The organism is Corynebacterium bouchesdurhonense (genome assembly GCF_900078305.2).
GTDB classification, from domain to species: Bacteria; Actinomycetota; Actinomycetes; order Mycobacteriales; family Mycobacteriaceae; genus Corynebacterium; species Corynebacterium bouchesdurhonense.
In genome coordinates, this window is sequence record NZ_LT546028.1 from 1144981 (window position 1) to 1168515 (window position 23535).

General features: G+C 68.7%; 28 protein-coding genes. 15 read left to right on the plus strand and 13 right to left on the minus strand.

What is annotated here, in order from left to right:
- Positions 1-11 precede the first annotated feature (11 nt).
- The 4 genes from BN4252_RS10210 to BN4252_RS10225 form a co-directional block, all read right to left on the minus strand.
- Positions 12-635 carry a DedA family protein gene (locus BN4252_RS10210; protein ID WP_066530370.1) on the minus strand — a complete coding sequence of 208 codons (624 nt, stop codon included), beginning with the start codon at positions 633-635 and terminating at the stop codon, positions 12-14.
- A gap of 15 nt (positions 636-650) precedes the next feature.
- Positions 651-2138: a glutamate-cysteine ligase family protein gene (locus tag BN4252_RS10215; protein ID WP_066530373.1), complete on the minus strand. Its 1488-nt coding sequence runs from the start codon at positions 2136-2138 to the stop codon at positions 651-653.
- Entirely contained in the window at positions 2138-3775 is a 1638-nt protein-coding gene (pgi, locus tag BN4252_RS10220) for a glucose-6-phosphate isomerase (protein ID WP_066530375.1), read from the minus strand. Before pgi ends, BN4252_RS10215 begins: the two co-directional genes overlap by 1 nt.
- Before the next feature lie 115 nt (positions 3776-3890).
- Positions 3891-4184 carry a chorismate mutase gene (locus BN4252_RS10225; RefSeq protein ID WP_066530377.1) on the minus strand — a complete coding sequence of 98 codons (294 nt, stop codon included), beginning with the start codon at positions 4182-4184 and terminating at the stop codon, positions 3891-3893.
- A gap of 68 nt (positions 4185-4252) precedes the next feature.
- Between BN4252_RS10225 and pcrA the strand changes: the two genes are divergently transcribed.
- Positions 4253-6565: a DNA helicase PcrA gene (pcrA, locus tag BN4252_RS10230; RefSeq protein WP_066530385.1), complete on the plus strand. Its 2313-nt coding sequence runs from the start codon at positions 4253-4255 to the stop codon at positions 6563-6565.
- 44 nt (positions 6566-6609) lie between these two features.
- Here pcrA and BN4252_RS10235 read toward each other — a convergent pair whose 3' ends face one another.
- Complete coding sequence (locus tag BN4252_RS10235; RefSeq protein WP_066530392.1) at positions 6610-7293, minus strand: M23 family metallopeptidase; 684 nt, start codon at positions 7291-7293, stop codon at positions 6610-6612.
- A 200-nt stretch (positions 7294-7493) separates the two neighbouring features.
- Here BN4252_RS10235 and BN4252_RS10240 point away from each other — a divergent pair, with 200 nt between their 5' ends.
- Positions 7494-7829: a hypothetical protein gene (locus BN4252_RS10240; protein WP_066530396.1), complete on the plus strand. Its 336-nt coding sequence runs from the start codon at positions 7494-7496 to the stop codon at positions 7827-7829.
- A gap of 32 nt (positions 7830-7861) precedes the next feature.
- Here BN4252_RS10240 and BN4252_RS10245 read toward each other — a convergent pair whose 3' ends face one another.
- A complete protein-coding gene (locus BN4252_RS10245) occupies positions 7862-8608 on the minus strand; it encodes a M23 family metallopeptidase (RefSeq protein ID WP_066530402.1) in 747 nt (248 codons plus the stop codon).
- Between the two features lie 231 nt (positions 8609-8839).
- On the opposite strand from BN4252_RS10245, the gene BN4252_RS10250 reads away from it, so the two are divergent.
- The 6 genes from BN4252_RS10250 to BN4252_RS10275 are packed head-to-tail and all read left to right on the plus strand — an operon-like array spanning position 8840 to position 14820.
- Entirely contained in the window at positions 8840-10183 is a 1344-nt protein-coding gene (locus BN4252_RS10250; protein WP_143341201.1) for a cell division protein PerM, read from the plus strand.
- A gap of 24 nt (positions 10184-10207) precedes the next feature.
- A complete protein-coding gene (gene purN / locus BN4252_RS10255) occupies positions 10208-10810 on the plus strand; it encodes a phosphoribosylglycinamide formyltransferase (protein WP_066530408.1) in 603 nt (200 codons plus the stop codon).
- On the plus strand, positions 10810-12378 hold the full coding sequence (gene purH, locus BN4252_RS10260) for a bifunctional phosphoribosylaminoimidazolecarboxamide formyltransferase/IMP cyclohydrolase (RefSeq protein WP_066530410.1): 1569 nt from the start codon (positions 10810-10812) through the stop codon (positions 12376-12378). Before purN ends, purH begins: the two co-directional genes overlap by 1 nt.
- A 22-nt stretch (positions 12379-12400) precedes the next feature.
- Positions 12401-13288 (plus strand): serine hydrolase, encoded by an 888-nt coding sequence (locus tag BN4252_RS10265; RefSeq protein WP_066530412.1) that lies wholly within the window; start codon positions 12401-12403, stop codon positions 13286-13288.
- Between the two features lie 24 nt (positions 13289-13312).
- On the plus strand, positions 13313-13909 hold the full coding sequence (locus tag BN4252_RS10270) for a hypothetical protein (RefSeq protein WP_066530419.1): 597 nt from the start codon (positions 13313-13315) through the stop codon (positions 13907-13909).
- Complete coding sequence (locus tag BN4252_RS10275; protein ID WP_066530422.1) at positions 13906-14820, plus strand: serine hydrolase; 915 nt, start codon at positions 13906-13908, stop codon at positions 14818-14820. Before BN4252_RS10270 ends, BN4252_RS10275 begins: the two co-directional genes overlap by 4 nt.
- A 121-nt stretch (positions 14821-14941) precedes the next feature.
- On the opposite strand, the gene rpsR is transcribed toward BN4252_RS10275, so the two are convergent.
- The 6 genes from rpsR to BN4252_RS10305 all read right to left on the minus strand — a co-directional run bounded on the left by rpsR (position 14942) and on the right by BN4252_RS10305 (position 17790).
- Positions 14942-15193 carry a 30S ribosomal protein S18 gene (gene rpsR, locus BN4252_RS10280; RefSeq protein WP_066530425.1) on the minus strand — a complete coding sequence of 84 codons (252 nt, stop codon included), beginning with the start codon at positions 15191-15193 and terminating at the stop codon, positions 14942-14944.
- 15 nt (positions 15194-15208) lie between these two features.
- The gene (gene rpsN / locus BN4252_RS10285; protein WP_066530427.1) at positions 15209-15514 is read right to left on the minus strand and encodes a 30S ribosomal protein S14; all 306 of its coding nucleotides are present in this window, start codon (positions 15512-15514) and stop codon (positions 15209-15211) included.
- Between the two features lie 3 nt (positions 15515-15517).
- The gene (gene rpmG / locus BN4252_RS10290) at positions 15518-15682 is read right to left on the minus strand and encodes a 50S ribosomal protein L33 (protein ID WP_006841072.1); all 165 of its coding nucleotides are present in this window, start codon (positions 15680-15682) and stop codon (positions 15518-15520) included.
- Complete coding sequence (gene rpmB / locus BN4252_RS10295; RefSeq protein ID WP_066530429.1) at positions 15682-15918, minus strand: 50S ribosomal protein L28; 237 nt, start codon at positions 15916-15918, stop codon at positions 15682-15684. The genes rpmG and rpmB overlap by 1 nt, the downstream gene beginning before the upstream one ends.
- Positions 15919-16155: 237 nt before the next feature.
- Complete coding sequence (mscL, locus tag BN4252_RS10300) at positions 16156-16572, minus strand: large conductance mechanosensitive channel protein MscL (protein ID WP_066530432.1); 417 nt, start codon at positions 16570-16572, stop codon at positions 16156-16158.
- Between the two features lie 102 nt (positions 16573-16674).
- Complete coding sequence (locus tag BN4252_RS10305; protein ID WP_066530434.1) at positions 16675-17790, minus strand: SLC13 family permease; 1116 nt, start codon at positions 17788-17790, stop codon at positions 16675-16677.
- Between the two features lie 195 nt (positions 17791-17985).
- Here BN4252_RS10305 and BN4252_RS10310 point away from each other — a divergent pair, with 195 nt between their 5' ends.
- The 7 genes from BN4252_RS10310 (at position 17986) to BN4252_RS10340 (ending at position 22901) form a co-directional block, all read left to right on the plus strand.
- Entirely contained in the window at positions 17986-18258 is a 273-nt protein-coding gene (locus BN4252_RS10310) for a type B 50S ribosomal protein L31 (protein ID WP_066530436.1), read from the plus strand.
- Positions 18259-18291: 33 nt separating this feature from the next.
- Complete coding sequence (rpmF, locus tag BN4252_RS10315; protein WP_066530439.1) at positions 18292-18465, plus strand: 50S ribosomal protein L32; 174 nt, start codon at positions 18292-18294, stop codon at positions 18463-18465.
- Between the two features lie 159 nt (positions 18466-18624).
- Positions 18625-19323 carry a response regulator transcription factor gene (locus tag BN4252_RS10320; protein WP_066530441.1) on the plus strand — a complete coding sequence of 233 codons (699 nt, stop codon included), beginning with the start codon at positions 18625-18627 and terminating at the stop codon, positions 19321-19323.
- A gap of 337 nt (positions 19324-19660) precedes the next feature.
- Positions 19661-20734 (plus strand): sensor histidine kinase, encoded by a 1074-nt coding sequence (locus BN4252_RS10325; protein WP_230208634.1) that lies wholly within the window; start codon positions 19661-19663, stop codon positions 20732-20734.
- 74 nt (positions 20735-20808) lie between these two features.
- Positions 20809-22053: a S1C family serine protease gene (locus BN4252_RS10330; protein WP_078056900.1), complete on the plus strand. Its 1245-nt coding sequence runs from the start codon at positions 20809-20811 to the stop codon at positions 22051-22053.
- Between the two features lie 73 nt (positions 22054-22126).
- Positions 22127-22693 (plus strand): MogA/MoaB family molybdenum cofactor biosynthesis protein, encoded by a 567-nt coding sequence (locus tag BN4252_RS10335; RefSeq protein WP_066530446.1) that lies wholly within the window; start codon positions 22127-22129, stop codon positions 22691-22693.
- Between the two features lie 13 nt (positions 22694-22706).
- A complete protein-coding gene (locus BN4252_RS10340; protein ID WP_066530451.1) occupies positions 22707-22901 on the plus strand; it encodes a hypothetical protein in 195 nt (64 codons plus the stop codon).
- Here BN4252_RS10340 and BN4252_RS10345 read toward each other — a convergent pair.
- Positions 22898-23533: an SAF domain-containing protein gene (locus BN4252_RS10345; protein WP_066530454.1), complete on the minus strand. Its 636-nt coding sequence runs from the start codon at positions 23531-23533 to the stop codon at positions 22898-22900. The two genes, BN4252_RS10340 and BN4252_RS10345, sit on opposite strands and share 4 nt — an antisense overlap.
- Positions 23534-23535 lie beyond the last annotated feature (2 nt).

Below are 23535 nucleotides of genomic sequence, written 5' to 3' on the forward strand. Positions count from 1 at the left end.
CCCCAGCCGATCTACTTCGCCTCGTTCCTCTCCCGCACCGCGCGGCGGATGAAGAACGCGAGGAACCCGAGGATGACTAGGAGCAGCACCACGTAAATCACCTTGGAGTAGGCATCCACGTAGCCTGTGGCCTTCTCCCAATTCGCGCCGAGCACGTAGCCCAGGTAGATCAGGATGGCGTTCCAGATGCCGGAGCCGAGGGTCGTCCACAAACCGAAGACCAGGAGGTTCATCCGGTCCAGGCCGGCGGGGATGGAGATCAGCGAGCGCACGCCGGGGATGAGGCGGCCGAAGAAGATGGAGGGGCGGCCGTACTTGTTGAAGAAGTTCATGGCGGCGTCCACATCCGAAGCCTTCACCAGCCACATCCAGTCCGCGATCCTGCGCAACCGCTCAAGCCCCAGCCACGCGCCGATGCCGTAGAGCACATACGCGCCCACCACGGAGCCGAGCACTGACCAGATGAACACCGAGACCATGTTCAGGCTGCCCTGCGCCACGGTGAACCCGGCCAGCGGGAGCACCACCTCGGAGGGGATCGGTGGGAACAAGTTCTCCAGCAGGATGGCGATGCCGACGCCGGGGGCGCCGAGCGTCTCCATCAGGTTGACGATCCAGTCGATGATGCCTTGCATTAGGCCAATATTGCCCTACTGGACCTCGAGCGGCCAAGCATGCACCGGCGTGCCGGTGGCCTGGTTTGCCAGGTACTGCCGGAGCACACGGGTGAGTGCCTCGGCCCGCTCGCTGGTTGCCGGCTTGGAGTTGGGCGCGACCTGGTCGAGCGCGGCGAGCTGCCACGTCGCGCCGTTCTGCTTCGCGCGCACGCGCCCTTCGATGATGCCGAGGTACTCGTCGGCGCAGGCCGGGTCCACCTCGAGCATGCGCAGACCGCTGTGCGCCAGGTCCAGCAGGTGGTTCTCCACCAGGTCCGTTGCCGCGATCGATCCGAGGGTCGGCCACTCCAGGCGCGCGGTGATGCCGTGCTTGGCTGCCGCGTGGAAGTTGTTCAGCGCGGTCTCAAACGGCATGCGCGACCACACAGGGCGGGTCTGCTCGCTGAGCGCCTTGACCAAGCCGTAGTAGAACGCCGCGTCGGCCACGATGTCTGCCACGGTCGGCCCGGCGGGCAGCAGCCGGTTCTCCACCCGGATGTGGCTCAGCTGCCCGTTCGGATCGTAGATCGGGCGGTTCCAGCGCCAGATCGTCCCGTTATGCAGGTTGAGGTAGTGCAGGCCCGGGTTCTCCCCGTTCATGAACGGCTGGCCCGCGGCGGCGCGGCCCTCCGGCAGGATGGGGGAGAAGTACCGCACGTTCTCCTCGAACAGGTCGAAGACATTGGTGATCCAGCGCTCGCCGAACCACACGCGGGGCCGCACGCCTTGGTGGATCAGCTCCTGGGTGCGGGTGTCGATTGACTGCTTGAACACCGGGATGCGCGATTCGTGCCACACCTTCGTGCCCATGAACAGCGGCGAGTTGGCGGAGAGCGCCACCTGCACGCCGGCGATGGCCTGCGAGGCGTTCCACGCGTCCGCGAACCGGTTGGGGGCCACCTGGAGGTGTAGCTGCATCGAGGTGCAGGTGGACTCTGGGGCGATCGTCTCAAAGTAGTGGACATACTTCTCCTCGCGCCGCAGGTCGATCTTGACCAGCTCGCCGCGCGATTCCAGGATGGAGTTGTTCAGGCCCGCGTAGCGGTTCTCCTGCGTCATCCAGTCCGGACCGTCGAGGAACGGGGAGTTCATGGTAGGCAGCGTCCCCACCATCGCCACCGTGGAACCGGCCGCCTCCGCCGCCTCTTGGACAGTACGCAGCCGTTCTTCCACGCCCTGGGCGAGCCGGTGCAGGCCGTCGCCCTCGATGCCGAGCGGTGGGTGGTTGAGCTCCACGTTGTACGAGCCGATCTCCGCCTGATACTCGTCCCCGAGTCGCTCCAGCACCGCCTGGTTGTTGGGGTGCGGCTGCATGTTGTCGTCCACCAGGTTCAGCTCGAGCTCGAGCCCGATCGTCCCGTGGTCGATGAACTCCGCTTCCTGCAGGTGGCGGTCGAAGCGCTCCAGCTCGTCCTCGAGGCGACGCCGATAGGTGGTGCGCTGGCGCGGGGTGTACGAATCGGCCGATACTGCGTCTCCCATTAGCGGTGCTCCCGGTACCAAGCAATCAGGGCGTCGGTGGATGCGTCGCCGGTGTCCGGCTCCTCCTCGCCCTGCACGGCGGCGGCGAGGTCGTTGGCTTGCTGCTTACCCAGCTCAACGCCCCACTGGTCGAAGGAGTTGATGTCCCAAATCGCCCCCTCGGTGAACACGATGTGCTCGTAGAGCGCGATCAGTGCGCCGAGCGTGCGCGGGTCGAGCCGCTCGGCCAGGATCGTGGTGGTGGGGCGGTTGCCCGGCATGACCTTGTGGGGGGCTAGCTCGTGCGAAACCCCCTCCGCCTCAATCTCCTGTTGGGTCTTGCCAAAGGCCAGCACCTTCGTCTGCGCGAAGAAGTTGCCCATGAGCAGGTCGTGCATAGAGCCCGTACCGTCGGCTCCCGGGAAATCCTCCGCCGGGGAGGCGAAGCCGATGAAGTCTGCTGGCACCAGGGTGGTGCCTTGGTGGATGAGCTGGAAGAAGGCGTGCTGGCCGTTGGTGCCCGGCTCGCCCCAGAAGACCTCGCCCGTGTCGTAGATCACCCGTTCGCCGCCACGGCGCACGGACTTGCCGTTGGATTCCATGGTCAGCTGCTGCAAGTACGCGGGGAACCGGGCGAGGTCCTGCGAGTACGGCAGCACCGCGTGCGTCTGCGCCCCGTGGAAGTTGCGGTACCAAACGTTGAGCAACCCCATGAGCACGGGCACGTTCTCCTCGAAGGGGGCTGTGCGGAAGTGCTCGTCCATCGCGTGGAACCCCTCGAGCAGGCGCATGAAGTCCTGCGGGCCGATCACGGCCATCAGGGACAACCCGATGGCGGAGTCCATGGAGTAGCGTCCGCCGACCCAGTCCCAGAACTCGAACATGTTCTTGGTGTCGATGCCGAACTCGGCCACCTTCTCCTCGTTGGTGGACACCGCCACGAAGTGCTTCGCCACCGCGGCCTCGTCACCGCCGAACTGCTCCAGCAGCCAGCGCTTCGCCGTGTGGGCGTTGGTCAGCGTCTCCTGCGTCGTAAAGGTCTTGGAGGCCACGATGAACAGCGTCTCCTCCGCGTTTGAGCGCTCGAGCACGGCCGCGATGTCGGCCGGGTCGATGTTGGAGACGAATTCGGCGCTGATACCTGCCGTCGCAAAGCTGCGAAGCGCGCGAGTGGCCATCGCTGGACCCAAATCCGAGCCGCCGATGCCGATGTTGACCACCTTCTTGATGGTGTGCCCGGTGTGGCCGAGCCACTCGCCGGATCGCAGCGCGGTGGCGAAGTCGCGCATGCGGCCGAGCACGTCGTGGACGTCCGCGGCCACATCCTGGCCGTCCGCTTCGAGGTCCTCCTCGGCGGGGATCCGCAGGGCGGTGTGCAGCACCGCCCGGTCCTCGGTGTTGTTGATGTGCTCGCCGTCGAACATCGCGTCGATGCGCTCGCGCAGCTGCGCGTCCCGCGCGAGGAGGAGCAATTGCTTGACGACGTCCCCGTCCACCAAATTCTTGGACAAGTCCACGTGCAACCCCGCGGCGTCGAAGGCGTAGCGCTGGGCGCGCTCCGGGTCCGCGTGGAACAGGTCGCGCAGCGTTGTGCGGGACTTCTCCGCGTGGAGTTTCTCGAGGTTGCCCCAGCTCTCCGTGGACGTGATGTCGGTCATATCTGCCTCCCGGGCGGCGTCAGTGTCATCTCAAACAACGGTAGCCAAATCGCGCCTGGCGCGTCGGCCACAGCGCGTGCTGGGGCTAGGCGGGGCTGGGTGGAGCAGGGCGGGGCTACCCCAGCTTGCCGCGGCCGAGGCGGAGCAGGATCTGCGCCAAGGCCGGGCCTTCCTCGCCCAGTTCGTCGCGGAACTGGTTGATAATGGCCACCTCGCGCGTGTGGACCAGCTTGGTGCCGCCGGAGCCCATGCGTGTCTTGCCGATAGCCCGGGAAATTTCGGTGCGCCGCTTCACCGCGTCCAAGATGGTGCGGTCGAGCCGGTCGATCTCCTTGCGGTAGGCCTGAATCTCCGCGTCGGAAAGCGGGTCGTCGGTGCCGGAGGGGATGCGGATTTCGAGCTCGCTCATGGCAGAAGATTATGCCAGTTCGAACACTCGCGCGGGAGCGTGTGGGAAGCGTTAGTACAGTTACGGCCATGACTGATCTGACCCTGGGTTTGAATCCGCAGCAGCAGGCGGCCGTGGTGCACGAGGGTAGCCCGCTGCTGATCGTGGCGGGCGCCGGCTCCGGCAAGACCGCGGTGCTCACCCGCCGCATCGCCCACCTGCTGCAGGACCGCGGGGTGGCGCCGTGGCAGATCCTCGCCATCACCTTCACCAACAAGGCCGCCGCAGAGATGCGAGAGCGCGTGGCGGCGCTGGTGGGGCCGCAGGCTGAGCGGATGTGGGTGGCCACGTTCCACTCCGTGTGCGTGCGCATCCTGCGCCAGCAGGCGCAGCTGGTGCCGGGGCTGAACACCAACTTCACCATCTATGACGCGGACGATTCCCGGCGTCTGCTCGGGATGATTGCCAAGGACCACAACCTGGACCTGAAGAAGTTCACCCCGCGTACCCTGGCCAACGCGATCTCCAACCTGAAGAACGAGCTGGTGGGCCCACAGGAGGCGCTGGCCCAGGCGGAGCGCACCCACAACCCGTTCGAGACCACCGTGGCAAAGGTGTACGCCGACTACCAGCGGCGCCTGCGGCAGGCCAACTCCCTCGATTTCGACGACCTGATCGGGGAAGTGGTGCGCATTTTCAAGGAGCATCCGGAGGTGACGGATTACTACCGTCGCCGCTTCCGCCACGTGCTGGTGGACGAGTACCAGGACACCAACCACGCCCAGTACGAGCTGATCCACACCCTGGTGGGGGACGGCCCGGACGCGCCGGAGCTCGCCGTGGTGGGTGACTCGGACCAGTCCATCTACGCGTTCCGCGGCGCCACGATCCGCAACATCGAGGAGTTCGAGCGCGACTACCCCACGGCCACCACCATCGTGCTGGAGCAGAACTACCGCTCCACGCAGAACATCCTGAGCGCCGCGAACGCCGTGATCGCCCAAAACGCGGACCGCCGGCCCAAGAAGCTGTGGACGGACCACGGCACAGGCGAGAAAATCGTGGGTTATGTGGCGGACAACGAGCACGACGAGGCCCGCTTCATCGCCTCCGAGATCGACGAGCTGGCGGACGCGGGCGTGCCCTACTCCGACATGGCCATCATGTACCGCACCAACAACGCGTCGCGCGCGATGGAGGACATCTTTATCCGCTCCGGTATCCCGTACAAGGTGGTGGGCGGCACCCGCTTCTACGAGCGTCGCGAGATCCGCGACATCGTGGCCTACCTGAAGGTGCTGGACAACCCAGATGACACGGTGAGCCTGCGCCGCATCGTCAACGTGCCGAAGCGCGCCATCGGGGACAAGGCGCAGGCGATGGTCGCCCTGCACGCGGACAACACGAACCAGAGTTTTGGGGCAGCGCTTGTCGACGCATCCTTGGGCAACGTCGACATGCTCGGCGCGCGCGCCCGTAACGCCATCGCCGGATTTGTGGAGATGATGGACGGCGTCCGCGCCGAGATGCCGCAGATGGTCAACGAGGCCACGGGCATGCCCGACCTGGGCCAGCTTGTGGCCCGCATCCTCGAGGTGATCGGCTACAAGGCGGAGCTGGAGGCCTCCAACGACCCGCAGGACGCGGCGCGCCTAGACAACCTGAACGAGCTGGTCTCCGTCGCCCGCGAGTTCTCCTCGGAGGCCGCCAACCAAGTGGCCTACATGTCCCAGGAGGAGTTGGACGCGGTGATGGAGGAGGGCGAGGCCGCGCCCGGCTCCCTGCAGGCGTTTTTGGAGAAGGTCTCCCTTGTCGCCGACGCGGACCAGCTGCCCGACAACGAGCAGGGTGTGGTCACGATGATGACGCTGCACACGGCGAAGGGGCTCGAGTTCCCCGTGGTCTTTGTCACTGGCTGGGAGGACGGGCAGTTTCCGCACCTGCGGTCGCTCGGGGACCCGGCCGAGCTGGCCGAGGAGCGCCGCCTCGCCTACGTGGGCATCACTCGCGCCCGCGAGCGCCTCTACCTCACCCGCGCGATCCTGCGCTCGTCCTGGGGTGCACCGGTGACCAACCCGGCCAGCCGCTTCCTCGCCGAGGTGCCGGGGGAGCTTGTGGACTGGCGCCGTCTCGCCCCCGAGCCGGCGAGCGACGCGTGGGGCTCACCGCGCCCCGTGCCGTCTCGCGCGAAGCGCCGGTTCGGCACCGGCGGCAGCGAGGTGAAGGTGAACAAGAACCTCAACCTCTCGGCGGGGGACCGCGTGAACCACGCCAAGTACGGGCTGGGCACGGTGCTCACCGTGGAGGGCTCCGGTGTGCGCGAAACGGCCACAGTGGACTTCGGGTCCTCGGGCACGGTGCGGCTGATGCTCATCGGCGGCGTGCCGATGGAGAAGCTGTAGCTGAGGCGCTACAGCGGAGACGCGGCCGCAGGGCTCGAGCGCGGCTAGATGGTGATGCCCTGCTGCTTGAACCAGGCCACCGGGTCGTTCGGGGTCACGCCGTCCGGCTTCACCTCGAAGTGGAGGTGGGGGCCGGTGGACTCGCCTTCGTTGCCGATGGCCGCAATCTGCTGGCCCGCCTTCACCCGCTGCCCGGCCGTCACGCTGTAGTCGCGCATGTGGCCGTAGACGGTCACCTCGCCGCCGTCGTGGCGGATCACCACCCAGTTTCCGAAGCCGGAGGCGGGACCCGCCTCAGCCACGGTGCCGTCCATCGCCGCGTAGATCGGCGTGCCGGAGATGTTGGCGATGTCGATGCCCTGGTGCATTCGGCCCCAGCGCGGGCCGAAACCGGACGTGAAGATGCCCACCGCAGGCGTGGCCACCGCGCGCCCGTCGGCGGGGCGGCCGCGCTGTGCGCGGACTCGGTGCTCCCCGGTGGCGGGGTCGAACGCGTCGCTGAGCTGCGTGCCCAGGGAGCGCGGGTCGAACACGACCTTGTAGCCGCCCACGTTCACCGTGGCCCCGTTGCGCAGGGAGGATCCGGCCGCCTGGCCGAGCGCGCGGGCGACGTCTTGCGCGTCCTGCACCTGCGAGCCGTTGACGTTGAGGGTGAGCGCGGAGGCCGATGGTGCGGCGACCGCGATCGCAGCGGCGGTAGCGGCGGATGCGAGCAGGCGGGGCTTCATAATCTCGGCTAGACCTTTTCGTCGAGGGGGCTTGTCGGCGGCGTTGCGCGCCGGAGTACAACGTAATGGCTCCGGCGGGTCCCGGCAATGCTGTGACGTGCGAATTTGCGCGCATCGACCTATTCCCGCAGGTGATACATGTGTTGCGCGAGTGAACAGTGTTACGAAAGGGGTGGGGTTCGGGGGGATACACTGGTGGCATGGGAGCAACCAAGTTGAAGTGGGAACACACCGCACGGCAGCCCGGCACCGTGGACCTCACGTGGCTAGGGGTTTCCGCCGCGATCTTCGCCGCGTTCTGGATGCTGGAACAGTCAGTCACCATGGGCATGACCATGGCCCTCCCGTTTTTCGTACTCGGGGTGACGGCCGGGACCACCTCATCCTTCGCTGCGATTAGACAAAGGCGCGGCGAGCCTGTGCTCACGCTCAGCGACGGCGCAGAGGTTGACGCCAAGCTGCCCTTGCACGAGGTGGAGGCGCATGCGTTGCTCAAGCGCGAAAGCGGGGCGCTGCCCGAGCAGCGCCCCGCGTAAACCCCGGATTCAGCCCAAGCGGGCCGGGACAGCTAGAGCGAGATACCGCGAGCGGCGAGCCAGGCCGCCGGATCTACCGGGGTGTTGCCGTCCGGGTGGATCTCAAAGTGCAGGTGCGTGCCGGTGGAGAACCCCATGTTGCCCATACCTGCGATCTTCTGGCCGGCACCGACGTGCTGCCCCACCGCCACGTCCACGGTCTCCATGTGGCCGTAGACGGATACAGCGCCGTCCTCGTGGCGGATGCGCACCCAGTTGCCGTAGCCCTGCGCCGGCCCAGCGTCGATCACGGTGCCGTCCTCGACGGCCAAGATCGGGGTGCCGTTGGCGTTGGCGATGTCGATGCCGTTGTGCATCGTGCCCCAGCGCATGCCGAAGCCGGAGGTGTACGCGCCCTCTGCCGGTTTGACCACCTGCGGCATGCGGGCGGCGAGGTCTGCCTTAGTCACCTCAACGGAGTGCTCCACAGCCTTGCTCAGCTGGTCTGCCAGGTTGTCCACCGGCTTGTACTCGGCAATAGCGAGGATCTGTGGGGCGGCCTCCTCGGCGGGCTGCTCCCCGTCGGCGGTGACGGTGGCCGGAGCCAGCTCGTCACTATCCGCGGCGAGCGTGAAGTCAACGTTCTCGGAGCCGGCCTTGGGGGCCGCGAGCTCGGCAGCGGCTACGCCGGAGAGCGCTGCGGTGGACACCGCGCCGGTGGTCACCGCGGCCAAGGCGACGCGGCCCTTATTGGGGGACTGCTTCCGGTGCTTGCCACCCTTTGCGGCCGAGTTGAACATGCGCCCTCTTCTACCAAGATCCAGCGGCCGCGATTCCGCCCCGTGGGCGGTTCCGTAACCTTCTCGTTATTAAGACGTGCTAACTGTAACGAATTGATCTCGGCGCGGCAAGCCAGATTTAGGAATTTTCTTATATCCGTCCCAGGTGTCACAAGTGTTACACCTGCCCGGGAACGACGCGCCCGTGTCTATCGTCGGTGCAGTGGGGGCGGGGTGGCAAAGTTGTCGTCGATGAGCACCAAATTTAGCCCCCGTTCCGCTCCCCAGCGACGTCCGGCCCAGCCGCAGCGCCGCCGCGCCATCCGGGGGCGTGCGCCGGGGGCGAAGCGGGAGAAACCCACCCCCGCCGCACCCACGACGTGGAGGCAGCGGCTGCGCACCTACGCGCCGCACGCGAGCGCGCCGCTGGTCGTGCTCGCCCTCACCATCGTCGCGGTCTGCCTCGCGGTGTTGCTCGCCGGCGGCTGGAGCATGACCTACCTGCCCGCGGCAATCGGGCAGACCTGGCTGTCGGTCCACGCCGCGCCCCTGGTCGTCGGCGGCGTGGAGCTCGCGGCCGCACCGCTCCTGCCCGCGGTCGGCGTCGTGGCCCTGGTGGCCGTGCGGGTGCGCGCCGCCACGCGCGACCGGGTGAGCGTGCTCGACCTGGCGGCGATCCTCGGGCTGCTCACCGCAACCTCGCTCGTACTCAGCGGCATCGCCCTGTTCATGGTCAGCGACGCCTCGAACGTCTACAACATCGCCGCCCCAAACCCCGCCGCAGCCCTGCTCCTGCCACTGGGCCTGCACCTCATCGGCTTCGTCTTCGGGGTGCGGCCCGTGATCTGGCGCGCGCTCGCCAGCCGCGCGGGCGTTCCGCAATTGGCGGTCGACGCCTGCGGCCACGCGGCGTCGTTCCTGCGCGGCCTGCTCATCGCCGCGGCGGCCGCGTACCTCGTCGCGCTCGCGGCCGGTTACCAGCGCGTGGGCGAGCTCATCGGCGCGTTCCCCAACCTCGGCTGGGGTGGCGGCATCGCCCTTGCGCTGCTGTGCGCGGCCTACCTGCCCAACGCCGTGGTGGCAACGCTCGCCGTGCTCCTCGGCGGCAGCTTCGAGTACGGGCCCGGCGCGCTGTCCCTCTTCAGCGCCACTGCAGCCCCGATGCCGCCGCTGCCGCTGTTCGCCGCCGTCCCACCGGCGATGCCGAGTTGGGCGCCCGTGCTCATGCTGGTCCCCGCCGCGATTGCGGTCCGCTTCGCGGCCACGAGGGGCTTTTCGCTTGTCGACGCCACCGCCACAGCCGCCTGGTCCGCCCTGCTTGGGGCCCTGGCCGCCGCCTACGCCTCCGGCCGGGCCGGCGCCTACGAGTTTGTCGGCACCCGCCCGGGGATCCTCGCCCTGGCGCTGTTCGCCTGGACTTTCGTCACCTGCCTATGCGCTTGGCTGGTCGCCCTTGTCCGCGGCCGCGCGGCCCGGGCCGGGGAAGACGCTAAGGAAGACGCCAGCCAGGACACTAACGATGACGCCGGCGAGGAGGCTGGCGAGGGCACTAGCGAGGACATAAGCGAGGACGGCGAGGGCATCAAGGGCGAGTAGGTTCCGCGGGCTAAACTCGTTGCCGTGAGCTGCCAACCAGTAGAACTCGTGGTCCTCGTCTCCGGGACGGGCACCTTGCTCCAGGCGATCCTCGACAACCAACCCACCTCAGGCGACGGCGGATACCGCGTGACGCTGGTGGTCGCGGACAAGGAGTGCCCGGCACTCGACCGGGCCCGCCGCGCAGGAGTGGAGGCGGCCGTGGTGGAGATGGAGGCGGACCGCGGCGCGTGGAACGCCCGGCTCGCGGAGACGGTTGCGGCCGCTCATCCGGACCTCGTGGTCTCGGCGGGGTTCATGCGGATCCTCGGCCCGGAATTCCTTGAACGGTTCCAGGGCCGCACCATCAATACGCACCCGTCGCTGCTGCCCGCCTTCCCGGGCGCGGACGCGGTGGGAGACGCGCTCGCGTACGGCGTGAAGGTGACGGGGTGCACGGTGCACTACGTCGACGCCGGGGTGGACACGGGCGAAATCATCGCGCAGCGCGCCATCGCCGTCGAGGACGGAGACACCAAGGAATCGCTGCACGAGCGGATCAAACAGGCCGAGCGAGAGCAGATCGTCGCCCTGCTCGGCCGGGCACAGCTGCACCAGGAAACAGGAAACGGAAAGGTCACCTTCTAATGGGAATCGAGATCAAGCGCGCGCTCATCAGCGTCTACGACAAGACTGGTCTGGAGGACCTCGCCCGGGCCCTGGGCGAGGCCGGGGTGGAGATCGTCTCCACCGGTTCGACCGCGAAGCGCATCGCCGAGGCGGGCGTGGCCGTCACCGAGGTGGCCGAGCTGACCGGCTTCCCGGAAGTGCTCGACGGCCGCGTGAAGACGCTGCATCCGCGCGTGCACTCCGGCATCCTCGCCGACCTACGCAAAGAGGACCACGCCAAGCAGCTCGCAGAGCTGGGCATCGAGCCCTTCCAGCTGGTGGTGGTCAACCTCTACCCGTTCGAGGAGACCGTGGCCTCCGGCGCGGATTACGACGAATGCGTGGAGCAGATCGACATCGGCGGGCCGTCCATGGTGCGCGCGGCCGCCAAGAACCACCCCTCCGTGGCCGTGGTGACCTCGCCCGCCCGCTACGGCGACGTGGCCGAGGCCGTGCGGTCCGGCGGCTTCAGCCTGGACCAGCGCAAGGCGCTCGCGCTCGAGGCCTTCACGCACACCGCGCAGTACGACTCGGCGGTGTCCACCTGGCTGGCCGGCCAGCTCGCGGCGGAGCTGGAGGAGACGGTGGGCGGGGTTGGCGCGGGCGTCAACAAGCATGAAAGCTCCGGCAACGCGCTGCGCTACGGCGAGAATCCCCACCAGGCCGCGCGCCTCGAGTCCGAGGGCTGGGGCATCGCCGCTGCGAAGCAGCACGGCGGCAAGGAGATGAGCTACAACAACTACCAGGACGCGGACGCTGCCTGGCGCGCGGCGTGGGACCACGAGCGCGCGTGCGTGGCCATTATCAAGCACGCCAACCCCTGCGGCGTGGCAGTCTCCGACGTCTCGATCGCGGACGCGCACACCAAGGCCCACGCGTGTGACCCCGTGTCCGCCTACGGCGGCGTGATCGCATGCAACCGCGAGGTCACCCTCGAGCTCGCCGAGCAGGTGGTGCCCATCTTCACCGAAGTAATCATCGCGCCGTCCTACACCGACGAGGCGCTGGAGAAGCTGCGCGAGAAGCAGAACCTGCGCATCCTCGAGGTGGAGCAAGCGGAGGTCCGCGAAGAGCGCAAGCAGATTGCCGGTGGCTGGCTGGTGCAGGAGCGAGACACGTACCAGGCCGAGGGCGACCAAGCGGAAAATTGGACGCTCGCCGCCGGCGACGCCGCGGACGCCGAGACGCTGGCAGACCTGGAGTTTGCGTGGCGCTCGGTGCGCTGCGTGAAGTCCAACGCCATCCTGATTGCAGCCGACGGCGCGTCCGTGGGCATTGGCATGGGCCAGGTCAACCGCGTGGACTCCGCCAAGCTGGCGGTGGACCGCGCCAACACCCTCGACGGCGGCAAGAACCGCACCAACGGCGCGGTGGCCGCCTCCGACGCCTTCTTCCCTTTCGCCGACGGCTTCCAGATCCTCGCCGACTCCGGCGTGAAGGCCGTGGTGCAGCCCGGCGGCTCCATCCGCGACGAGGAGGTTATCGCCGCGGCCGAGCAGGCCGGCGTGACCATGTACCTCACCGGCACCCGCCACTTCGCCCACTAGCCAGGAAGAGCACCGTTTTACCGTGTCATCCCGTCTTACCGCCGCGCTGCTCGCCGCCGGCGTTGTCATCCCCACCTTCCCGGCGCTCTACGAGATGCCGTTCATCGGCCCGGCCGTGACCCAGGCGTACAACCAGCTGCCTGAGCAGGCGAGGCGCCAGATCCCCGAAGCGATCCGCGCGCAGCTGGCGCCTCCTTCCCGGGCCGGTGCGGCCGCGCCTGGACCCGCCGCGCCGCTCAACACAGTGGCCGGCCAGGCCGCCCTGGATACGCTGGTGCGCGACGTGTCCGGCCGCCACGCGGGCTGGATCGCCGTCTCTGTCGCCGGCCGCGACGTGCAGCTCACCGCAGGCGACAACCGGCCGCTGCCGGCGTTTTCAACCTTCAAGGTGCCCACCTCGATCGCCGCGTTGCGCCAGAACCCCGGGTTCTACCGCGACGCCGAGCTTGCCATCACCCAGTCCGATAACGCCGCCCAGCACCGCATGCAGGCCCAGGTCCCAGCTCAGGCGGTGGGCGACGTGATCGCGCAGGCCGGCTCCCGCACCACCAACCACGCCGGCTGGTGGATGAGCACGATGTGGAACACCTCCGATCAGGCGCAGTTCGCTTCCGGGCTGCGCTGCGTGCCCGGCCACGAGCCCGTCTACGACATGATGGGCCGCATCGTGCCGTGGCAGCGCTGGGGCCTCGGGCGCATCCCGGGTGCGCACTTCAAGGGCGGCTGGAATTATGGCGATGGTGGGCACTATGCCCGCCAGTTCGGTCTCATCCCGGGCCCGAACGGTGACGTGGCCGTGGCCATCACGGCGTTCAGCCCGCATGGCTACCAGGAGAGCTACGCGATGCTCGATGAGCTCGCGGATGGCGTCGCCGCCGCCCGCGGCACCTTGCCCACGTCGCGCTGCTAAGACCCCGCCAGAAAGGAACCGTCCGTGACGCAACCGAACCCCAACCAGTGGTCAAACGGCTACTCCGGCTACCCGCCGCAGCAGTACCCGCCGCAGGAGGAGGAGGAGAGCAAGGGCAACGGTTGGCTCATCGCGCTGATCGTGCTGCTGCTCGCGGCGATTATCGGCGGGGTGGCATACGCGTTCGCCTCCGGCGTGTTTGAGAAAGACGAGGTGGCAGAACCCACGATCACCAGCGGGCCAAAAACTACGGGGCCCGCGGACGCCGGCGACACGGAGGACACAACCGCTGGCGGGGAGGGGAAGAAAGTAGGGAAGAACACTGAGCCGGCGAAGCCGTCCGGCGCGGATCGGAAAGCGACCACCACTGCGGAGGCCACGGGCGGCGAACTGAAGCGCACCTACGCCAACTACGCGCCCGACACGGATGTCACGTCTCCTGAGTTCGCCGCCAACGTGTACAGCGCCTTCACCCGCGTGTACAACGACACCGGCCGCACCGAGATCACCGTGAGCGCGGTCAGCCCGGTCACAGGCAAGACCTACAGCATGGCCTGCAGCGGCAGCACCACGGTTTACTGCACGGGCGGCAACAACGCCCGCGTAAAGATTTGGGAGTGACCGCGCGCCGCTGCCTCCTCGCCGCCTGCGCCGCGGCGGCCCTAGCGTCAGCGTGCTCGGCGCCAGCGCCGGAGCCCGCGCTGCCCGAGCCCACGCTGCAGGAGCCGTCCACGCCATCTGCGCCTGTGGATCCGGTGCGTACCGAAGCGGCTGGGGAGGGGGCGTCGGCAAGCAATGCTCCCTTAGAAGCGGAGCTGAAAGCCATCGCGGAGGAGGTTGCGGCGGAGTACGGCGGGCGGCTTGGCATCGCCGTGGCCGGCGAGGCGGGGGTGGTGAGCGCGGGGGACGCTGAGGCGACTCCGGCGTGGTCCACCATCAAGGTGCCGATCGCGGTCGCTGCCCTGCGGGCGGATGCGGGGCTGTACGCGTCGGCGGCGTCGGCGATCACGGTGTCGGACAACACCGCGGCGGAGAACCTCTACTTGGCGGCGGGGCCGGGGGCGGTCAACGCTGTGCTCGCCGAGGCAGGCCTCGCGGTGCCCCTGAACACCGAGGTGGTGCGCCCGGAGTTCTCCACCTTCGGGCAGACGCTACTCACGCCCGCGCACGAGGCGCAGCTCGCGGGGTCGCTCGCGTGCGTCGACGGCGCCGGCGATGTGCTCGAGCTGATGGGCGCGATCGACCCGGGCCAGGCCTGGGGCCTCGGGGTGCTGCCCGGGTCGATCGCGCCCATCAGCTCGAGCACATCGCCCGGGGCCAGGTTCAAGGGCGGCTGGGGGCCGGGGGTGGACGGCGCCTACCAGGTGCGCCAGCTGGGGCTATTTTCGCTTGCCGACGCAACCTTTGCCGCCGCCGCCCTCTCAGCCTTCCCGGCTGATGGCTCCTTCACCACGGGCCAGCAAATGCTCACCGCCGCGGCGGGGCGCCTCGCCCAGCTCGAAGGACTACCGCCGGCGCCCTGCCAGCCGTAGCCGGTGCGCGAGCCTGTTTAAAGGCCGGAGAATGAGAAAAGCGCCCGCTCTCGACCCCAGCTGCGGGGGAGTGCGGGCGCTCAACGAGTCGAGGTGACTCTACGCTGCTGTCAACCGATGCTTAGCGGCTGGTGAACGGCAGAAGAGCCATCTCGCGGGCGTTCTTCACTGCGGTGGCCACCTGGCGCTGCTGCTGCGGCGTCAGGCCGGTCACGCGGCGGGAACGGATCTTGTGGCGGTCGGAGATGAAGAGACGCAGGGTCTCCACGTCCTTGTAGTCCACCGACTCGATGCCCTTGGCCTTGAGCGGGTTCTTCTTCGGGCGGCGGGACTGCTCCATGCGCGCCTTGCGCTGGTTGTTATTGCGCTTCATGTTGTTGCTGCCTCCTTACCACGAAGACTTACGGACGCCAGGCAGCTCACCGCGGTGGGCCATCTCGCGCATGCGGACACGGGAAACACCGAACTTGCGGAGGTAGCCGCGGGGGCGGCCATCACGCGAGTCGCGGTTGCGCACGCGAACCGGGGAGGCGTCGCGCGGCTGACGGTTGAGCTCGAACTGAGCATCGAGACGGTCCTCATCGGACGTCTCCGGGTTACGGATGATCGCCTTCAGCTCGTTACGACGTTCTGCGTAGCGGGCGACGATCTCCTTGCGCTGTTCATTCTTCGCAATCTTGGACTTTTTAGCCATAGATTATCGCTCCTCGCGGAATTCGACGTGCTTGCGAACAACCGGGTCGTACTTCTTCAGCGTGATGCGGTCCGGGTTGTTGCGCTTGTTCTTGCGGGTCACGTAGGTGAAACCAGTGCCCGCGGTGGACTTGAGCTTGATGATCGGGCGGATATCGTTACGTGCCATTAGATCTTCTCACCCCGTGCGCGAATCTGGGCCACCACAGACTCGATGCCGTCGCGGTCGATGATCTTGAGACCCTTGGTGGAAACGTTCAGGGTAATGGTGCGGCCCTCGGAGGGCAGGTAGAACCGGCGCTTCTGCACGTTGGGGTTCCAACGGCGCGAGTGGCGGCGGTGCGAGTGCGAGACGGTCTTGCCGAACTGCGGCTTCCGTCCCGTGACCTGGCAATGTGCCGACATGGGTTGACTTCCTTTACTTCTGCCGCCCACGCGCTGATTACCTGTGAGGTGTGCACCGGCCTCGGCGGAGTGAGGGGCCGCCGGAATGGGAAAAACGGTGCATGAGCAATCGGTCGACGCAGGCGTAAACGTGTACTTCGACAACAGCGAGAGTCAACAATACAGGTTTGGCGTGCGATCTCCTAATCGCTTTGCACCGTTTGCCGGGCCATCCCGGCGGGCGTGCGGGCGCGGCTTTTACGCCAGCGGCTTGGTCTGGCCGTTCTGGTTTGCCAACAGGTCGCGGATGTCTGCCAGCAGCTCCTGCTCGGTGGGGGCCGGCGCTTCCGGGTCCACGTCCTTGCGGCGCTTCTGGGCCTCGTCGAGCTTGTTCATCGGCATCACGAGCGCGAAGTAGATCACGGCGGCGATGAGGAGGAAGTTGATGATGGCGGTGATCAGCACGCCGAAGTCTACGAAGGTGGCATCATTGCCCGGGAGGACGTGGAAGCCGAGGCCGGAGAAGTCCGCCCCGCCCACGGAGGCGATCATCGGGTTGATGATGTTGTCCGAGAACGCGGTAACGACGGCGGTGAAGGCGGCGCCGATCACAACACCGACCGCGAGGTCGATGACGTTGCCGCGCATGATGAAGTCTTTGAAGCCCTGCAGCATAGACACTCCTTTATTACGAAGATTGATGGGTCCGTATTACTCGATTACCTCGATTACTCGGGTGAGTATTTGGCAACAGAGATTTCTACCATTGCGTGTGCGTCAGCGCAGCACCGCGACCGCCGCCGCCACGCCGGCCGGCGCGAGCAGGAGACCGGAGAGGACGAATGCCCGCCACGGCACCCGGGCACCGGAGGCGCGCAGCTGCCCCGCCCACAACAGCGTGGCCAGTGAGCCCCACGGGGTCACCACCGGGCCGGCGTTCACGCCGATGAGCAGTGCCAGCGCCGTACGGGGGTCGGTCGCCGCCGGCTCGAGCGCCAGGTAGGCGGGGAGGTTGTTGGCCAGGTTCGCGGTCGCCGCGCCCGCGGCGGCGATAGTAATAGGCCCGGCGCCCGCGAGGTGCTCCGAGACGAGGCGGGTGCCGCCGAGCTCGAGGAAGATGCCCGCACCGGCGCACAGCAGCGCCGCAAGCAGTAGCGCGCGCCAGGGAACCTCCGCCAAGGCGGCGAGGCGCCGGCCGCGCGGGCGCACCGCAACCGCCATCGCGCACGCTGCGGCCGCGGCGGTGGCCCAGTACGGCACCGGGGAAAGCAGCGCCGCGAGGGTGGCTGCGAGCACGGCTAACGCGCCCGTGGGCCGCCGCGGCACCCCGGGCTTTGGTGCGGGCGGGGTCGCGGCGTTGCGCAGCGGCACCCGCACGGCGTAAGACGCCGCCAACGCAACCGCCAACGCGGCGGCCGCAGGGGCGAGCGCGCGGGCGGTGTATGCACCGCCCGAGCCGAAGGCCTCCACGGCCAAGAGGTTGGTCAGGTTGGACACGGGCAGGAAGAGCGAGCCGAGGTTGGCCACCCACACCACCTCGAGCGCCAGTACTACCGCCGGGATGCCGAGCTGCGGCGCCAGCGCCACGGCCAGCGGCGTGAGCATGATCGCCGTGGTGTCGAGGGAGAAGAAGGCGGTGCACACCGCGCACACCACGAAGAAGCCGAGCGCGGTGACCTCCCGGTGGACCGGCAGCGCCGCGAGCCTGCCCACCACCCAGCCGAAGAGGTTCGCCTCCGCGGCCAGGTTCACGGCCACCGTCATGCCGGCGGCGAAGCCGAGCACCGGGGCGAGGCGCGCCAAGGTGTCAAGGGCCGCGGCGGGGGAGAGCGCCGTCAGGGCTGTGAACGCGCCGGCGGCGGCGACGGGCAGGAGGAGGGGATGTGTGCGCATGGTGGGGATGGGGTGGGAAAGGTGGCGTCGACAAGCAAAAGCTCGAATTAGGAAACGGCGCGTATCACCGGTATGATACTGCGAGTTGTCCGGCAGTAATCGGGCGAAAAGACCACAGTCGCACCCAACTCAGGCACGATCCCGCGCGGGCGCGGGAACCGACCTGAAGTTCAATCCTGAGGGAGACGAAAACCGATGAGGAACGATATTCACCCGGATTACCACCCGGTGATTTTCCAGGACGCGAACACGGGCCACAAGTTCCTGACGCGCTCCACCCTGACCTCCGACCGCACTGAGCAGTGGGAGGACGGCAACGAGTACCCGCTCGTGGTCGTCGACGTCACCGCCGAGTCCCACCCGTTCTGGACCGGCGCCCAGCGTCTCATGGACACCGCCGGCCGCGTTGAGAAGTTCAACCAGCGCTTCGGTGGCATGGCACGCCGCAAGAAGAAGAACGCTCAGTAAGTCACTACAGCCAGTTAAGGAGGAGAAGGACTCATGGCAACCCCCAAATTCAGGAAGTCCCGCGCCAACACCCGCATGCGCCGTTCGCAGTGGAAGGCCAACAACCCTGACCTGCAGACCGTCAAGATCGACGGCCAGGAGGTGCGCATCCCGCGCCGCCTGGTCAAGGCTGCGCAGGCTGGCCTGATCGACGTCGAGCAGTTCTAACTGCGGCGCAGGCGCTGCAAGCGCTGAGACACCGAAACCGGATTCCCCCGTGGGGAGTCCGGTTTTTTGCTTTCGGGGCGCGATCCCAGGCGCGATCCCGAGCGCGATCCCGAGCGCGATCCCAGGCGCGATCAACTGAGAAAAGTTAAGATCGCCATCATGAAAATCTTGGTCGTTGATGATGAGCAGGCGGCGCGCGACGCGTTGCGGCGCGGGCTGCGCTTCAACGGCTACGAGGTAGCGGTGGCCCAGGACGGGGTGGAGGCACTGGACGCGATTGCGAACCAGCGCCCTGACCTGGTCATTTTGGACATCATGATGCCCAAGCTCGACGGCATCGGGGTGTGCCGCACGCTGCGCGAGGAGGGCGACCGCACCCCCGTGCTCATGCTCACCGCGCGCGATGCGGTCTCGGACCGCGTGGCCGGACTCGACGCCGGCGCGGACGATTACCTGCCCAAGCCCTTCGCGCTGGAGGAGCTGCTTGCGCGCGTGCGTTCGCTGCTCCGCCGCACGAGCGAGGTGGCGGCCGAGGACAGCGCGCTGGACCGCGCCACGCTCTCGTTTTCGGATCTGACGCTCAACTCCGATACCCGCGAGGTGCGCCGCGGGGAGCGCACTATCTCCCTCACCCGCACCGAGTACGAGCTGCTCCATCTGCTGTTGCGCAACGCCCGTCGCGTGCTCAGCCGCCAGCAGATTCTGGAGGACGTGTGGGGCTACGATTTCCCCACCTCGGGCAACGCGCTGGAGGTCTACATCGGCTACCTGCGCCGCAAGACGGAGGCCGACGGCGAGCCGCGCCTCATCCACACGGTGCGCGGCGTGGGCTACGTCCTGCGGGAGAGCGCGGAGTGAGCGCGCCGCCGTCGCGAGGGAGCTTTTGCTTGGCGACGGTCACGGGTGCCGCAGCCCTCGCCACCGCTTGCGCCGCAGCGGCGGGCGGTGTCTACGCATCCCACTCGGCCGCGCTGGCGGCCATGGACCGCGCGCTCGGCGCCCAAGCGTCGGCGCTGGCCGGTGAGATCGCCGGGGGCGGCGCGGCACCTCCCACGCTGCCGGCGCACTTTCTCGGCTGTCTCACTCCGCCGCCCCTGTACCCCTCGAACCGATCTCACCTTCGACCTTTATCGCCTCAGCTGCGCCCCCGCCACGCCGCGGCGCGCTGGCTGCGTGCCGTGCGGTGCACCCGGGCGTGCGCGCCGCGGCGTGGCGGGACGGCGCGGGCCTCGCGGGGGGGGACCCGGTGCCCACAGGCGGCGCGGCGGGTGGGGCGCGCACCGTCGCGGGCGAGCGGGGGGGGGTGCGCGGCGCCGGCGAGGGGGGGCGGGTGGCGCTCGCGGCCCCGCTCGACCCGGGGGGGGCGCGCGGCCGGGCGGTGGCGCGGTGGCTTCTGGGGCTCGCGGCGGCGGCCGCGCTCATCGGCTGGGCGGCGGGGTCGCTCGCCCGCGCGGCCGCGAGGCGGGCCGCGGACCGGGCCGTGGAGGACGCCCTTGCGCAGTCCAAGGTCAGGCAGGCGGAGCTGGTGACCAACGCCAGCCACGAGCTGAAGACGCCGCTGACCTCGATGCGCACCAATGTGGAGCTGGTGGTGCAGCTCTTCCGGCAGGACCGCCTGGACCAGGTCCCGGAGGACGAGCGCCTCGAGCTCGAGCGCGACGTGCTGGGCCAGATGGAGGAGCTCAGCGCCCTGATCTCGGACTTCGCCGACATGGGCCGCGAGGACGCGCCGGGGGACGTGTGGGAGGAGTTCCGCCTCGACGAGGTGCTGGCGGAGGCCCTGGAGCGTGCGCAGCGCCGTCGCAAGGACGTGTCCTTCATCTTCCGCGTCGATCCGTGGGTGATGCGCGGCGACCGCGACGCGATGGTGCGCGGGCCGCTCAACATCATCGACAACGCCGCGAAGTGGTCCCCGCGCGATGGCACGGTGGGCATCTCGCTGACCGCCACGCCCTCGGGGGCCGTGCTGCTTGTCGACGACTCCGGGCCCGGCATTCCCCCCGCCGAGCGCGAGCGCATCTTCGAGCGCTTTTACCGCTCCACCGAGGCGCGCTCCACCCCGGGTTCGGGCCTGGGCCTGGCCATTGCGAAGCAGGTGCTCGACCGCCACGGCTGCGAGGTGACGGTGGGGGAGTCGCCGGACGGGGGGACCCGGTTCCGCGTCGTGTTCCCGGGCCACCCGCCCGCGGAGGTGAAGCGGGCGGGGTCGCGCAGGGTGCGCCGTCGGGTGTCGGGCCACCGTCACGGTGCCGGAGGGTCATTCAGCTAACGCACAGCTAACATTGCGACATGTAGGCCGGGCCCCTAAGTCGCAGCACAGAGGTGCAGAGGACAATGACGCGAATGAGTAACGCGTATCCCCCGATGGGCTCCACATCTGAGATCCCCGCCCAGCCCTCCGGCGTCTACCCGGTGGCGTCGAGCCCGCAGCCGAAGCGCCGCTCCGGCGTGGCGCCGGCTGTGGCGGCCGCGGTAGTTACCTCTCTGCTGGGGGGCGGCGGCGCCGGCTTCCTGGCCGGGACGGCGGGCAGCCCCGGCGGCCCGGCCGACTCGGCTAACTCTGTGAGCGCCGTCGACGAGCCGAAGGGCGCCACGAAGCCGTCCAGCGGTGCGGCGACGCAGAACGCGCTCGACACCCCGGTGGACGAGCGGAAGCTGCCCGCCCCGCAGGGCTCGGTGGAGCAGGTGGCCGCGGCGGTGCTGCCGGCGGTTGTTTCCATCGAGGTGCAGGGCGCGCGCTCCGCCACTGAGGGGTCCGGCTCCATCATCTCCTCCGATGGCTACGTGCTGACCAACCACCACGTGGTGGAGGCGGGCGCCTCCGGTCAGTCCCGCATCACCGTCACCCTCAACGACGGCACGCGCCACCCCGCCACTTTCGTCGCCTCCGACGTGAACACGGACGTGGGCGTGATCAAGATCGACGGTGTGCGCGACCTGCCGGTGCTCGAGTTCGGCGATTCCAGCAAGCTCGCTGTGGGCCAGCAGGTGGTCGCCGTCGGTTCGCCGCTCGGCCTCTCTGCCACCGTGACCAGCGGTATCGTGTCCGCCCTGAACCGCCCGGTGCGCGCGGGGCAGGACGGGGGTCAGAGCTCGCTTATGGACGGCATCCAGACCGACGCCGCCATCAACCCCGGCAACTCCGGCGGCCCGCTGGTGGACATGGAGGGCCGCCTGGTCGGCATGAACTCCGTCATCGCCTCCCTGTCCGCCGGCGGGTTCGGCGAGGGCTCGGGCGGGTCGATCGGCCTCGGGTTCGCCATCCCGTCCAACTTCGCCCAGCGGGTGGCCCGCCAGCTCATCGAGACCGGCGAGGCCAAGCAGCCGATGTTGGGCGTGCAGGTGAGCGTGCTGGATAGCGGCACGGACGGCGCGATGATCGCGCAGGTTGAGCCCGGCAGCCCAGCGGAGGCGGCCGGATTGCAGGCCGGTGAGACCATTACCAAGGTGGGAGACCGCCTGGTGGACTCCGCCGACGCCCTCATCGCGGCGACCCGCTCCCACGACTTCGGAGAGACCGTCGCCCTAGAGGTGCGGGGCCGCGACGGCGCGATTCGAACGGTAGAAGTGACGCTGAGTTCAGAGTAATGTTCCATGCGAACCTCGCCCGTCCGACCGCCGAGAGTAGCCGAGAGTAGCCGAGAGTAAAGGTATAAAACGCATGGCCAGCACGCATGACGCCCTCGATTTCCTCGAGCCCGACGAGGCGTTCCTGCGCGCCGCGGAACTCGAGGGCGACAGCGCTCCGGGCGCCCCGTGCGCGCTGGTTGTGCTTGTGGGGGACCGCCGCTTCGAGGGCCCGGGCGACGATACGCACCGGATGGTTTCCGAGCTGCTCACCGAGATCGGTTTCCAGGTGGACGCGGTGGTGCGCGCCAAGTCGAAGAAGTCCGAGATCCGCAAGGCGATCGAGACCGGCGTTGTCGGCGGTGTCGACCTCGTGCTCACCATCGGCGGCACCGGTGTCGGCCCGCGGGACAAGACGCCGGAGGCGACCCGCGCCGTGATCGACAAGATGGTGCCGGGCGTGAGCCAGGCGCTGCGCTCCTCCGGCCAGGCCTGCGGCGCGGTGGACGCCTGTACCTCCCGCGGCATCTGCGGCGTCTCCGGATCCACCGTGGTGGTTAACCTCGCGCCCAGCCGTCAGGCGATCCGCGACGGCCTGGCCACCATGGGTCCGCTGGTCAACCACCTGATCGGCGAGCTCAACGAGCACAGCATCGACTAGGGGCGCAACAGGTATGGGCCGCAACCGACGCCGCGCCGCGCGCATCTCGCCGGTGGCGTACGACCGCACCGCGGACGCGCCCGTGCGCGGCGGGGAGGGTGCGCGCGGCGCCGACGGCGAGCGGGTGGTGGAGTACGACGACGAGGCGCCCGAGCAGCTCACGGGCCTGGACTACTACCTCGACGAGCGCCCGCCGCACCACGGTTAGCCTCCGGTGCCGGGAGGCGCGGGGCCGAAGCCGCCGCCGCTGAGCACCACGGTCAAGGGGTCAGTGAGCGAGGCGGCCGCCACCGCCGCGGCCTGTGAGCGGCGCAGCAGCACGAGCACCGCGCCCTCCTCGCCAACTGTGACGATGCGCCCGCCCTGCGCAATCACCGTTGGGCCCTGGCCCACCACGTCTACCCGGGCGCCGTGGTGCAGCATCGGCAAAATGTCCTTCTCCGCTAGGGCGAGTGGCACCATGGTGAACTCCTCGCCCGGCGGTTCCCCGCCCACTAGGCCGCTGACTAGGTCCGGGCCCACGAGGCGGGTGGCGGTGACCACCTCGCCGGCCGCGGCGCCGGCGGCGAGGATCTGCCCGGCTGCGAGCGACGGGTCGGCGACGACGTTCGCCGGCGTCACGGCCTCCGGCAGCCGGGTTTGCGCCAGGTCCTCCGCGGTCAACAGCGTTCCGGCGGGGAGGTCGTGGGCGAAGGTGGTGACGGCGGGGTCGCTCCGGGTTGCGTCGACAAGCAGGCTCCCAAAGGCGGCGAGCACGAGCGCCGCCGCGAGCGCGCGGCGGATGACGGTGGAGCGGCGGTGGCCGGGGTGGGCGAGGGCGCGCAGGCGATCAACATCCATGC